Raw genomic sequence first — 13,065 nt, forward strand, 5'->3', positions numbered from 1 at the left:
GATCCTTAGTATCGGTTGAAGTATAGGCAATTCCATGATCATCTAAGTACTTTTTGATTGTGTCTACCGTATCAGCACTAGTCGGTTTAACGTCCGCCCCGTTGTCGGACGGCGTTATTTTGACGCTGCTGATGGACCAGTAACAAAGTAACCAGCGTTTTCATCGGCCTTCTTCACATCTAAACGAAGAACCGCTTGGAGATATTGACCATAAATGTCATTATCAACCCACCGTACCTGGAGATCTTTTCGATTTGCTAAAATAATTGCACGGTATGGATCACCAACAAAGGCATGAGCTTCACCCTTTGCTCCAAATAAGTCATCTTCAATTACAGCAACGTTGATTCCAGAGACCGCTTTACCAGACGGACTAGAAATACTATCTTGAAGTAAGTAACGTCCATTCTTATCTTTCAATGTATCAAGCCAGTTGTAGAAGCTTTGGCTAGCAATAATCATCTTATTGTAAGCCACATCTAAATCGACATTCCAAATTTTCTTTAGGTCATCGATTGCATTAGAGCCATCAACGGTCTTAGCTGAAAATCCCTTAAAAATTGTAGCAATAGCCGCATTCTTTGTATTTAAGGATTGTTCTTTTGCGTTTCGAGCAACTAATCCAGTTAAATCAATTGCTGAATCATCAATCGATTCTTGTGAAATAGGAATTGCTCCACGATAGGTCTCAATTTGCCATGCTACCTTAAGAAATTCAGGTTTTTGAAGATCAGGATTCTTTGCAAGTTCTTCAACAGTATGCATTTGAGCAGTTGCCTTTTTAAGAATTGGATAACTACCAGAAGCAGTTGTGGCGTTAAATACTTGAACAAATTGGCTAAGATCAGTTACTGTTTTAATTTCATTTTCAGGATTGTAAATGATTGATTCAGGAATAGTAACGCTTGCGTCTGAAGAAGTAATTCCAGTAGTACCATCACGATGTTCTTGGTGAAGATATGCATTGAAATTACGTTTTTCTTCATTTTCGTCCTCGTTATTTTGGGAACGCTTATGAGGATCTGGAGCTGGATTACCCTTAGCTGCTTTACGGTAAAGCTTAAGGTCATCTTCAATACTCCGAACTTCCTTTTCAGCAGCTTCAATTTCAGAACGTAATGACTTAGCTCGTGTTAAGTCTTCATCAGTTGTGTCTTCATTTGAGAGTAGTTGGCGCATTTCATTAGTTTTTTCGTTAATTAATGTTCGCTTACCTTCTTTTTGAGCAAGCAATTCTTTAATTTTTTCGCGAAACATTTAATTTCCTCCTTCTAGTGTCTTCAATAATTCTTGTCGTTCTAATTCACGTAACATCTTTTTACGTTTCTGGTCAGTAGCATCTCTATTTTCTTTGCTTTGCATCTGCTTAACCATATTGATTGAACGCTGACCAACTTGAACTTCTGTATCAGGATAAGCAGGTGTCGTAACTACTGATACATCGAACAAACGCTCAATTTGTCGAATAGTGCGTTCATAATCAACTCCATCCTGGTCAGATTCTTCCCAATCTTGGGCCTCATCTGTATTGGCCACCGTAAAAGCAAAGCTGCATTGATTAATAACGCCTGCCTTGATATTGGCGATCAAATCACGGGCAAATGATGTATCAGTTGGCTTAACAGTGAATTTCAAGCCAATTGCATCAGAAGATAAAGTCAGATTCACCCCTGATCGTCCCAATACCTGGTTAGGATCATGATTGATCGTTGCCACTACATTTGACATATCAGCATCATCGAACGCTCCTGGAGCAATTTGCTCAATAAAACGAGTAAAGCCACCCAAAACTTCGGATGGCTTATTGTATTTGGCTGCATAACCTTCAATTACTGGTTCATCATCTTCATCAGTTGCCGTTCTCATCTGAATTGGCATCATTAACTGTCGAGTTTCCAAGTCGCTTGTCATCGATTCCACCTCCCTTCGCTGTTGATTGTTTCTGATACTCTTCTTTTTTATCAAGGAAGACAGTATTCAAAGTTGATTGGAAGCGATCTAAGTCTGGATTATCAGATTTGACTAATCCCATCCGAACTCGTCCCTCATTAGGAGTAATAACGTTATTCGTAACTCCTTTTTGTACATCATCCATCGACATCCCCGTTTCTTTGCGAGTATCAAATTCAATGTGGCAGTTATGACGTTGCCGATCAGTCAGCATTGTCATTTCCAGGTTACTTGCAATCGGCTTGAAGTAATAAGGTAAATCAGAAGTAATGAAGTCTTCATTTAATTGTTTAATCGATTGGTTAGGACTATTAACTGCTAATTTATATGCCGGAATATGCAACGCTTTGGCAATTTGAGCAGTTGAATAGTTGTTGCTATTAATTAGTTGCAAAACATTAGTGTCAACTTCAATTGGTGAATATTCAAATCGATCATCAATAATAATGGGACTACCTGCATTACTATTACGTTGGGAATATTCAAAATCTTTTCGTGTTTTAAGCCGCGCTTCCGGACTTAACTTACCCTTAGCTTTTAGCAATCCACCTTTAAGACCTGATTTAAAGAACCGCCGTAATGTTTTAATTCCATCATCCTGTAACCCAATCTCATCAGCCAAAGACAACAATGGCGACCGGCCATGAATACCATCGTAGGTAAAGAACATAAAATGAATTACATCTTCAGCCGGCACAACGATTGTTTGACCACCGCCTTTTTGATTGATGGGTGTAAATTCGTACTTAATATTCATTACATCAGAATCATCAATATAGGTTTGCGATGGTGGAAAATATTGTATTTCTAACGGTGCTTTTGTATGAGGATCACGAATTATCCGTGAAAAACCATCCCCTGTTAGAATCGCATTAACTGTCATTAGGAAACGCCAATGATAAGCAGATAACATATCGTTTGGGTGCTTATTCAGCAAATAATCAACACTTTTGATATTCTTTACCGCATTCTTATCATCATCCAAAATGACAATCGGAAATCGGGCCACATTACTAGCAACATGAGAGACTGCAGTTAGCACATCAGAGTTTCTAAGAGCACCGATTCCACTATAAGATGGCATATTGCTAAACCCAGGAAGAATTCCCTTATCGATATAATCTTGTGCCCAGTCGCGTTTCTCGGTATGGAATAACACTCAACTTCACCCCCTTTCATAAGAGATAAAAGCCATTACGAATAATTCAATTGAGATAATCAACAAGCCAATCTTCGTGGAAAATAAAAAGCCTGTAACTGCTAAACAGATACAAGCTAATAAAAATAGGAGAATTGGTTCATTTAGTTTCCAGAATTTCATTTAATTCACCTGCAGTCTTATCCCTAAGTGCGACTCGTTCTTTAGTAAGACAAATATTAATCTTGAACGTTGAAATATATGTCATTAGTTCTTTAACGGGAAGTAATTGTATTGCCGAAGTATCTACTTCTAATTCGTCTACCTTTTCAATACCATCAGCAATTTCTGGGTAAATGTAATGGTACACTTCATCGTTAATATATATAAGGCAATTAAATTGTTGAACGGTAATAGCTCCATAGTATGAAGTAAGCACATGAATGTCGCGGTTCATTCTTTTATGGGATTCCTTACTATTGGCACACAAAATATATTTATCATATTTTTCCTCAGTCTGATTAATAAGTCTGATACCTCCACTAAAATCCGAAGTCATCATTAAACACATCCTCATCTGTTAAATAATCATCAATGTTTTCACGAAAACAAATTGCATAGGCATCAAGTAAAGCATCAGCAGCATCAATCTTATTTGAATAACGGTTCTTATCAATCCGCACACCATTATTATCTGATTTAAGAATTGCGTTAGCCATTGCACCAGTTAAAATTTCATTACCAGAATGACGAATTCGTTTATCTAAAACGTCATCCCTAAATTGTTTAGTCGGCATTGAAAGAGTTATCGTTCCTTGTCGAACAGATATTTGTTGCCATTCTGGGTGTCCCTTTTCAATCTGTGTTAATAAGGTTCCGTATTGAGCTGGGTCATAGCAAATAGCCTGAACATCAAGGTTATGTTCTCTGACAAATCCATCTAACCATTCATAAACTCGCTCAACATCAATTACCCCTGACTCAAGTTTCGTAATTTCACATTGGCCCATCCCCTGTAATCGGACATAATCTAGCCGGTCTGCTTTAATCTTGGCTTCCAAACCATACTTAGTCCCAACAAAGGCATAAGAATTAGCATACCAATACCCTTCTTGCGGAATTAGCCAGCTAATGGCATATAAGTCAGAAGATTTACCAACGTCAATTCCAAACCAAACCCGTTGTCCATCAATGTCAATTGGATCAATTTGCGCTGCATTCCAAGTATCTATATCCATATAACTATCCTCTTCGGCTTGTCGCCACATATTAAAATTCTTAACTAGAACAGAATTCTTTGTTCCTTTCTGTTTAGCTTCTTTCCACCGCTTTGCTAAATACCCATATACTTGGTCTTGTAAAGCTGGGACACTCAGTATTGGATTAGATTTAATCCAGGTACTTTTATCATCAACTTCTGATACATTATCTTGTTCAGCAATGTAGGCAAAATAAGTATCATCAGTAATTTCACCTTTCAAAACCTTCGTCGCATAGGGATATTCAATTGTATGCATTGGAACATTCAAGTCAAAGCCGGCTGTTGAAATAATCATAATAAGTGAGTTATGAAGTAAAGCCTGACCGGATTCTAGTAATTCCATCATTTCAGTGGTCTTACTTGCAGCATACTCGTCCAGGATTCCAACATGAGGTTCAAAACCATCAACCGTTCCAGTTTCCTTAGAAAGAGAACGAACATAAGAATAATCATCTAAGTTACTAATAAGGTCACGGTTAACCTTTGTTCCACGTTTTGTATCACCATCACTAGAACGTAGAGCATTCAAGCGTTTCTTAATCATATTAAAAACGATATTCGCTTGCTTTTTGTCGTTAGCAGTACAAAATATTTGCCGAGAGAATTCGGGTGAGTTACCCATCAAGAACTCATACAATGCAATTCCGGAAATAAGAATCGACTTACCATTCTTTCGAGCCATTGATAGCATTCCTTTACTAAAGCGTCGTTCAGATGGTTTATCCTTCTTCCACCAGCCATACATATTTGCAATGATGAACCGCTGAAAATCTGCTAAAGGATATGCTCGCATTGTTTTTGGATCTGGAAGTATCTCCATGAATTGAATAACTTTATTAGCTCGTTCATTATCATAAAAGTGAAGTGCCCTACAATTGTTAGACAAAAGTCTAATGATTGTGGAGGCACTTTTTTGTATGACCAAATATAAAGCGGAACTGAAAGCCCAAATCGTCCATGAATACCTTTCAACCTCTCAAAGTACTTATGATTTAAGTAAAAAATATAAAATTAGTGAACGACGTATCGCTGAATGGGTACAAAGATACCAGCTGAGCGGTGTCGACGCACTTAAAAAACGTCAACACAAACGAACATTCACCACTGATTTTAAATTAAATGTGATAGACTACTACCAAACTCATGAGGAATCAATGGCTGAAGTAGCGTCTCGATTTGATATTTTAGTAGCTCAAATCTCTACTTGGCGCTCACAATTTGCGCGAGACGGCATTACAGCCTTGAAGCCTCACCCGAAAGGTAGGCCGTCTAAAGTGAAACATACTAAGAAGCAGGTTCGTCAACTCGCCAATAAAAGTGAGTTAGAACGATTGAAGGAAGAATTAGCGAAGAAAAATCAAGAACTTTACGATACCAAGTTGGAGCGGGATATCTTAAAAAAATCGCTGTCCCTGTTCGGACCCTCAAAGCCAGAAAGAAAACCCAAATAGTGGATCAGATCAGGGACGATCAATCGCAACGCCCAAAGAAACAACGTTATAAGGTTGGCGATATTCTCAAAGCTATCGAACTGCCCAAGGCAACCTATCATGATGAACGTAACCGAATCGCTAATCATCATGATAAATATACTGAAGTAAAGAAAGTGATTCTTCAAATCGCGCAGCGATTTCAGTTTCGCGGGCGTTGGATCGCGGGCTATCGTCGTATTCAAATGGAACTAGATAAATTAGGAATACACTTGTCTGGTGATACGATTCGCAAGTTAATGCACGAATTAAACATTCAAGTAAGTTTATATAATCGCCATCGTAATGGTAAATATTCATCTTATCAGGGTACGATTGGTAAAATTGCGGATAATAAATTGAAACAAAAATTCAATGAGAAACGACCTTACCGTGTTATCCATACTGATGTAACACAGGTTCGCTTAGCAGATCGTCAATGGGCTTACATCTCAGTAATGATTGATGAAGCTAGTCAAGAAATTCTGGCCCTTCAGATTAGCAATAGCCCGAATAAGGATCTAATTACACGAACACTAAAAGAATTAATTAACAATTTACCTGATGCCGCTCACCCAATCATTCATTCAGATCAAGGGTGGCACTATCAGTTAGGTTACTATACCCAAAAATTAGCCGAGCATCAGTTTATTCAAAGCATGTCGCGCAAAGGAAACTGCTTAGATAACGCACCAGTTGAAAGTTTCTTTCACTTATTCAAGACTGAATTACTGGCTGGTTTCCCACCATGTAAAGACATCGCGGAATTAACCGAGCTTGCGCAAAAATATGTAGAGTATTTTAACAATGTCAGAATAACCTTAAAAACAAAAGGCATGACTCCAGTTGAATACCGGAATCACACCTTAGTAGCTTAATAATTTAATTTTGTCTAACTTTTGTCTTGCACTTCAAAGTATTCAAAGTCATCATTATCCGCTTTTTTAAGGTCATTTAAGTATCTTTTTGCAGCTAAAATCACCTTTTTACCAGCAATTATTTTGCCAGCCACGACCTTTTCAGCATAATCTTTAGCGTAATTCATCATGAAATCCTAAACTTATCACGCAAGGATTGATGCTCTTCCTTGTCGGTTTGTGGCATATTCATCTGCAGACGTGAATTAACATTAAGTCCAAGATCAGATGCAAGGCCTTTGATTGCCCTAGTCGCTTTATCAATCGTCTTAATTGCATTATTGATTTTAGCAATGTTCTTTCTTTTCTTGGACTGTTCCTTATTTAATTGAACGGAAGCATCTTTATAAATGCTGTACCAAGTACAATACAGTTCAAGTTCGCTCCGGTCCAAGTTACGCAATGGCAGTTTTCCGATAGAACCAATAATTCGCCGATATTCCGCTTTGGCCACTTTATCTAAATGTGCCGGCGGAGTCTTTTGTAACTCAGGTAAACCATCAGCAGCCATAAATTCTGCCTTATATTTTGCTTCTTGTTCAACCACTCTAAGGTGGCCCGTTGACTGTGATAATAATTTTTGCTTTCTTGCCAAAAAGCTCACCTCCGTGCTATGATAAAAGCATCAAGAAACGCATATCCTCAAGCTTTTAACAGCTTGGGGATTTTTTAGTATCTGGCCAAAAAATGAAAAATTGTTGGAATTTATCGTGCAAAAAAGTCGATGTGCGTTCCAGCGTTTTGAAAAATCTAACCCCCGTTCAAAATGAAGGGGGGCTTATCCATTCTTGACGACCCGGTAGCCGGTAAAATCAGCCGTTTTGAAGCCGTTCAAAATCTTCTGAAATGAAATTTGTTCTTTCCGTTCACGTAATCGTTCCTCACAGACGTTTGGATCAGTCATGATAACAATATGATTGATTCGATGATAGTTACTAAGCAATGTATCAATCCGCTTATCTGGTAATGTCTTAATGATCCAAACATTATTGAATGTCTGTTCTGCCTTTAGCTTTCGTAACATCTGGTCAAAGAATAGTGTAATGTAATCGTGGATATCGTGATTGCTTTGTTGCATTGGTAAACCAGATAACGCATGCATTAACTCATCATAATCATAAATAAGATCATGCTCAGTCATGTGTCGCTTTACATATGTTGTCTTACCACTTGCAGGCAAACCACAAACAATATTGATATTCATATAACGTTCCAATCCTTTATGATGTTTCATCCATTCACGTTTCGTTTTAATCTTATGACATCCCCGACAGAGTGATTGTAAATTGTCATCGTTAAGTCGATCATTCCAATCGTCCTTGCTGGGGATGATATGGTCAACCAGTTCTGCATCCATTCCACAACGCTGACACAATCCATAATCACGTTCAAGTATCTCTTGTCGCTTATGCTTCCATTCTGTTGAGTGATAGAACTTAACGTAATCATTCTCTTCAACATTACGATGAAAGTTATATGCTTTGTCGTTATCCTTGCGAACTACCTTGTCATAGGATACTAGTGTTGGCTTCCCATTGACAAAGGCTAGCTTGGTTGGTTTCAATATACTCATCCCCTTTCTGATATATGTATGGCCGTAAAGATCTTTGTTGCAGTAAAGGCGCTTGGCTCGCAAGAGGCAAGAGCCTCCTTGGGGTCAGCTTACTTCTTGACCTCAATTAAAATAAGTAATAGGATTAATAGAGTAAAGTTTAAGTTATTCATTGGGAATCACCTCCTCACAATTTACTTGGGAGGTGATTCCTATTTTTTGTTACCTAGCCGACCCCAAATAGTTTTATGGGGATGCTTTTATGTTGAGTGCAAAATAAAAGACGGTAGCCATTTTCTATCGCCTTAATCATCTAATCTTTTATGTATTAGTTCGTCTAATTCTTTCAAGTCGTCATCAGTAGCCAAATCACGGATAAACTTACGAGCGTATGAACGGTAACGATATATCCGGTTCTTATCCTTGTTCTTATCGTCCCACTTCTTCTTGGCCCTTTGTTGTGCTTCACTAACCATAATATCGACCTTCTAACATTAATATGGTATACTGTATATGCAAAAGGACAAGAGCTGCTACCTCTCGTCCCTTTGCGATCCGGAAAAACGAGTTTGCTGGCTAACCGCTATTTGCGATTAGCTTTTTTTATTATCGCATATGCAATTGCAAAGTTGATACTTGCAATTGATATTGCTACGAGAGCATTAACGATAACTGCATCCTCATATTTCCAGATATACTCTTTCATCCATTGAACTCGCCTCCATCCGGATAGAAAGGCTGTCGCCGGATCGCTGTAGAATATTGATAAGGTCGCGACTCCTTACCTCATCTACATCTATCATTATACCTTATTAACATATAAACAACAATAGAAAAACAAATCTTTTTGAGTATAAATTTAGCCGGCAAGCGTTGACCTGTCGGCTTTTTATTTGCGGAATAAAAGACGGTAGCCAATCAGCTATCGTCTTAACTTAACCTCTCATCAATCATCTTGCGTAGTTCTAATAAATCATCCTGGCTTGCAATATCTCGTACATACTTACGAGCATATGAACGGTAACGGTAAACACGCTGCTTATCTTTATTTTTATCGTTCCATTTCTTGGCTGCCTTTAATTGTGCTTCGCTTGTTTTATTTTCTGCCATGTCACTCACCTACTTTAATATCCAAGTGGCAATACAAATAATAATAGCTAAAATAGAAAGCACAATTGAAATGTTATCCTTAGTTTCTCTTTTCATAACAGGCAAGACTAGAACATGGTATAATTTATATACACCTAAACAAGGGCTTTGTTGGAACCCTTGCTGGTGTCAGATTACTTAAATAAGAACGTCAAGATGGATATTATGAAGCTTGCAATGCTGAGATAAAATTTAATATCTTCTCGACGTTCTTTTTGTAATCTCTTACGTCTATCTGTTCTAATCTTTATCCCTCCCTTCACTTATTATAATACTACGTTAGTAACGTATAGTCAAGCAAATTAGGGATAAAATTCATGTATTTTTGTGTACTTTAAAAGCCGGCAAGCGTTGACCTGTCGGCTTTTTATTTGAATTTTTCAACCAACTATAACCTAAATTCTAAATATAGTAGATATTAGTTGTACCTATTTGCTTAGCATCTTTTTTTTCAAAAATTAAGTCCTGTTTCGATAATCTTGTAATTATTATATTACCATCACCAAAAGAGTAAATATGATAACCAACTGCAATTAGCATTACATTATAATATACTGCATTATTCCCTACAAAATATATACCTTCTATAATAATTAGTATTAAATTCATAATAATTGACGGCAAACTTTCAGGTTTTAACGAAAGTATAGGAATAATATATGTTACAAAATAATTTAATACATCTGAATCTTTTAGAACATAATTATCTACTTTAACACTCTTATTTTTTAATCTAGCTTGTTTTTTTAATAGACAAAGCCAGAAAACCAAAATCAATAAAGATACTATTGTTAGTATAATCAATACCCACCAAAAAACCGGATTAAGCTTCCATGCCTTTTTAAATTCAGTTAAAGTAAACTTTTTTAAATTTGATAAAAAAATCATTATAAAAATTGGGATATAAGATGAAACAAATAATACCCATCTAAATACCAAATCAGGCATCTTGCTAATCATTATTATCGCCTCTTATCCATACCTTTATGTTTCCCAATTAACGTTTGATAATACGCATCCTGCATTAAACCTATGAACGATGCAACCTGACTTTCTCCACGGAAGACTAGCTTGTCACCTGCCTCATTAAATTTAATATCTAAATTAAAGTCATTAATTACCTTTTTAGTAGCATCTAAGTCTTCCAAAAATAATGCTGCATCATTTTTCCCTTTACTCAGCTTTGCGAGTCTTTTGACATAGCTTTGATTATCTAAAGCTTCTTCCCTCAGTTTGTCAAAATTCTCAATTTTATCGGCTAATTTTGTATTACTTAGTACAGACTTAGCCTTCTCAACAAATTTACTACGAAGATTAAAGATTCTTTCAAAAGAAATATGTTGAAAAATATAAATATCCTCTTCATCCATAATAAAGTCAATATATTCATCTGTTGCAAGCATGTCACTATTTTTTAGTTTTTGAAACGTTCCAGCATTTAGGTAACCTATAAATCCCTTCTTGAAACTTTTAAACTTTTTTGTTCGTCTAAAAACTAGCAGAGATTTTAATTCACCATTCTTATCTTTATATGGAAATTCATAAATAAAACAGTTAAAACTATCATTATTAAAATTAAATTTTTGAAGTGGCTTATCCAAAGCTTCTTTTAATGTACTAATCGGTTTTACTGATTTAACTTTAGCTTTTTCTACAACATTATCAAGCGTTCCAGTTGGATTATACTGAGCTTGAGGGCACCCTTCATACCTAGTTAGTTCATCTTGCGCAATAGATTGAAGCTGCTGCTTGAAAGTATTCCCAATTGTTGGGTTTACTACACTATAGCCTCTTCCTTTTATACTATTAACATTGTGAACCATATAAAGATTCACATCATCTGAATCAACTTTTTTAACAACGTCTAGCATCTCATCAAGATTCATATCATTCTCTCCCAATTTATTATTTCATTATCATTTTACCAAAAAAAAGAGAGCAACTAAGCTCTCTAAATGAAATAATATCGGGATATAGTTTAGCGTCATCGCGGACAATAGCTAAGAGACAGATTCGAACTGTACTTTTGTCACACAAGACTGAGTAATGTGTGCCCACCGTGGATCTTAGCTAGCAATGTGACCCGTTTACATTGCTATATACCATAATTATCAATGTACGGGTGAAGAAGGAGCTGCAAAATTTACCTCCTTTCTTCTGATAATCATGATATAAAAACTTAGTAGGGCTTTGCACCCATACAGCCTTGAAGCCTAAGTATAATCAGGACCACACAATCACCGCACCCGGTCGTAGTTTTCCGCCTACTCCTGTAACAGTATTGCTGTCCATTCATACGGTAATCCTTTAGCCGCTGAGTTAGATTACGTACTCTTCTGCTGATCACAGCACGGTTGCTACGAGACTATCAGAGTAGCATGTAAATTTAATGATAAAGGAGATCTTCCAATCTTCCAAAACGCACAAACCAAATTTAATCGTTACCGTAAATTTATTTTTGAAGTTAATGATAGTCTCAACGTGGATTATGGGGCTCAGACCCATCAGTCAGTCAAACATCTGATCCACACTCAAGCTTAACAAGAGATCCCGTGTGGTATTAAGCATAGAAATCTCTTTCCTTAAAGCCAGAATCCTAAATTTGAGTAGTTAAAGGCTTGCTCAGGCACAATTGGGGGTCACAAGGCTACATCGCTAACCTTCCGACAATATCATTTTCGCACTTAAAAACGGTCTTGAAGTTCACTCATAGTTCACTGTTTGTTCACTTTTTTCGTTCTTGTATGCATGAAGGTCTTCTAGTAAGTCAGCATCCCCGAGCAAACTAGTATATCTTTCCAGCGTATCCGCAAACTCACTACAAGCAATTTTTAAGTAATGATAATAGCGTGTTTTCTCATAACCAATCTGATTAGCTACTTCCCAATCTTTTTTATTTTCAATAAACTTAGCAATTAATATTCGCCTACTTCTAAGACTGCATGCGTTGAGTGCTTGAGCGATTGTCTCAACCAAGAGATGGTAATTAGCAACTTTAACCATTTGATTTTCCATCGAATTACCAGTGGCACTTGCTCTTGGCATTCCGTCAATTTGTGGGGATGTTAGCTTGATTCCTCCACCTGCTAAGCGACATAAGCGTGCATATTCGTCCTTGAAGAAGTAACGAACATTGTCAGTAGTTCCGTCAACATCTAATTCTTTCAAAAGCCCCACTTTTAGCACTCTCCCCATTTTGATATAATATTTATGTTTGATAATTTGAAGGAGCGTGCCATTACTGTGGTGCGCTTTTTTATTTAGTATCTAGATAATACTAGAACAATAATCAATGACACTACCGAAAAGATTAATGCAAAAGATTGAAGATTCATTATTGCTCATCCCTCAGATAAATAATTCTTGCATCCAAGCTTTCTAAATAAGCTTGCATTAACCTTAGCTGTGCATTTAGCATTGTTAATTCTAATGGGGATGAAAGCTTTGGTCCCTCTTTAACAATAAATTGAGCTAATCGGTCGATCTTGCCTAACAGATACTTTCGCTCCTTTGATAATTGCTGAAGTACTTTTCGTTTACTTGTCATTGTATTTCCTCACTTGATTAGTTCGCCGTTCCTCAAAGTTTGCTTGTTTTATCGATAGGACAGTTCCCAAGATAAAACCAAC

General features: G+C 36.9%; 16 protein-coding genes and 1 pseudogene. 2 read left to right on the forward strand and 15 right to left on the reverse strand.

Annotated elements, in window-relative coordinates; translation table 11 throughout:
• Nucleotides 1-114 precede the first annotated feature (114 nt).
• From CZ502_RS09655 to CZ502_RS09680, 6 genes and pseudogenes are all read right to left on the reverse strand, one after another.
• The gene (locus CZ502_RS09655) at nucleotides 115-1,257 is read right to left on the reverse strand and encodes a phage major capsid protein (RefSeq protein WP_076462016.1); all 1,143 of its coding nucleotides are present in this window, start codon (nucleotides 1,255-1,257) and stop codon (nucleotides 115-117) included.
• Nucleotides 1,258-1,911, reverse strand: coding sequence for an HK97 family phage prohead protease (locus CZ502_RS09660; RefSeq protein WP_076462018.1), 654 nt, complete (start codon nucleotides 1,909-1,911; stop codon nucleotides 1,258-1,260).
• Nucleotides 1,850-3,109 (reverse strand): phage portal protein, encoded by a 1,260-nt coding sequence (locus tag CZ502_RS09665; RefSeq protein ID WP_076462019.1) that lies wholly within the window; start codon nucleotides 3,107-3,109, stop codon nucleotides 1,850-1,852. Before CZ502_RS09665 ends, CZ502_RS09660 begins: the two co-directional genes overlap by 62 nt.
• 6 nt (nucleotides 3,110-3,115) lie before the next feature.
• Nucleotides 3,116-3,271: a DUF1056 family protein gene (locus tag CZ502_RS11000; RefSeq protein WP_081120407.1), complete on the reverse strand. Its 156-nt coding sequence runs from the start codon at nucleotides 3,269-3,271 to the stop codon at nucleotides 3,116-3,118.
• Nucleotides 3,249-3,650 (reverse strand): hypothetical protein, encoded by a 402-nt coding sequence (locus CZ502_RS09675; RefSeq protein ID WP_076462021.1) that lies wholly within the window; start codon nucleotides 3,648-3,650, stop codon nucleotides 3,249-3,251. Before CZ502_RS09675 ends, CZ502_RS11000 begins: the two co-directional genes overlap by 23 nt.
• A pseudogene (locus CZ502_RS09680) lies at nucleotides 3,631-5,211 on the reverse strand (terminase large subunit); the annotation flags it as partial. The pseudogene CZ502_RS09680 and the gene CZ502_RS09675, both read right to left, overlap by 20 nt.
• Before the next feature lie 55 nt (nucleotides 5,212-5,266).
• Between CZ502_RS09680 and CZ502_RS09685 the strand changes: the two are divergent.
• Both CZ502_RS09685 and CZ502_RS09690 read left to right on the forward strand, forming a co-directional pair.
• Entirely contained in the window at nucleotides 5,267-5,800 is a 534-nt protein-coding gene (locus tag CZ502_RS09685) for a helix-turn-helix domain-containing protein (protein ID WP_076459537.1), read from the forward strand.
• A complete protein-coding gene (locus CZ502_RS09690) occupies nucleotides 5,800-6,696 on the forward strand; it encodes an IS3 family transposase (protein WP_076459536.1) in 897 nt (298 codons plus the stop codon). The genes CZ502_RS09685 and CZ502_RS09690 overlap by 1 nt, the downstream gene beginning before the upstream one ends.
• 14 nt (nucleotides 6,697-6,710) lie before the next feature.
• On the opposite strand, the gene CZ502_RS10715 is transcribed toward CZ502_RS09690, so the two are convergent.
• The 9 genes from CZ502_RS10715 to CZ502_RS09730 form a co-directional block, all read right to left on the reverse strand.
• Entirely contained in the window at nucleotides 6,711-6,863 is a 153-nt protein-coding gene (locus CZ502_RS10715; protein ID WP_159434561.1) for a hypothetical protein, read from the reverse strand.
• On the reverse strand, nucleotides 6,863-7,330 hold the full coding sequence (locus CZ502_RS09695; protein ID WP_013924020.1) for a phage terminase small subunit P27 family: 468 nt from the start codon (nucleotides 7,328-7,330) through the stop codon (nucleotides 6,863-6,865). The genes CZ502_RS10715 and CZ502_RS09695 overlap by 1 nt, the downstream gene beginning before the upstream one ends.
• A gap of 183 nt (nucleotides 7,331-7,513) precedes the next feature.
• Nucleotides 7,514-8,299 (reverse strand): AAA family ATPase, encoded by a 786-nt coding sequence (locus CZ502_RS09700; RefSeq protein WP_438267734.1) that lies wholly within the window; start codon nucleotides 8,297-8,299, stop codon nucleotides 7,514-7,516.
• A 293-nt stretch (nucleotides 8,300-8,592) separates the two neighbouring features.
• The gene (locus CZ502_RS10810) at nucleotides 8,593-8,763 is read right to left on the reverse strand and encodes a hypothetical protein (RefSeq protein WP_163621917.1); all 171 of its coding nucleotides are present in this window, start codon (nucleotides 8,761-8,763) and stop codon (nucleotides 8,593-8,595) included.
• A gap of 454 nt (nucleotides 8,764-9,217) precedes the next feature.
• Nucleotides 9,218-9,397 (reverse strand): hypothetical protein, encoded by a 180-nt coding sequence (locus CZ502_RS09710; RefSeq protein WP_076462027.1) that lies wholly within the window; start codon nucleotides 9,395-9,397, stop codon nucleotides 9,218-9,220.
• 441 nt (nucleotides 9,398-9,838) lie between these two features.
• A complete protein-coding gene (locus CZ502_RS09715; RefSeq protein ID WP_225420900.1) occupies nucleotides 9,839-10,396 on the reverse strand; it encodes a KwaA family protein in 558 nt (185 codons plus the stop codon).
• A 2-nt stretch (nucleotides 10,397-10,398) separates the two neighbouring features.
• Complete coding sequence (locus tag CZ502_RS09720; RefSeq protein ID WP_076462029.1) at nucleotides 10,399-11,322, reverse strand: Kiwa anti-phage protein KwaB-like domain-containing protein; 924 nt, start codon at nucleotides 11,320-11,322, stop codon at nucleotides 10,399-10,401.
• A gap of 817 nt (nucleotides 11,323-12,139) precedes the next feature.
• Nucleotides 12,140-12,613: an ArpU family phage packaging/lysis transcriptional regulator gene (locus CZ502_RS09725; protein WP_076462031.1), complete on the reverse strand. Its 474-nt coding sequence runs from the start codon at nucleotides 12,611-12,613 to the stop codon at nucleotides 12,140-12,142.
• A 157-nt stretch (nucleotides 12,614-12,770) separates the two neighbouring features.
• On the reverse strand, nucleotides 12,771-12,983 hold the full coding sequence (locus CZ502_RS09730) for a crAss001_48 related protein (RefSeq protein ID WP_076462033.1): 213 nt from the start codon (nucleotides 12,981-12,983) through the stop codon (nucleotides 12,771-12,773).
• Nucleotides 12,984-13,065 lie beyond the last annotated feature (82 nt).

The sequence above is a fragment of the Limosilactobacillus caccae genome, from assembly GCF_900156885.1.
In the GTDB taxonomy this organism is placed as follows: Bacteria; Bacillota; Bacilli; order Lactobacillales; family Lactobacillaceae; genus Limosilactobacillus; species Limosilactobacillus caccae.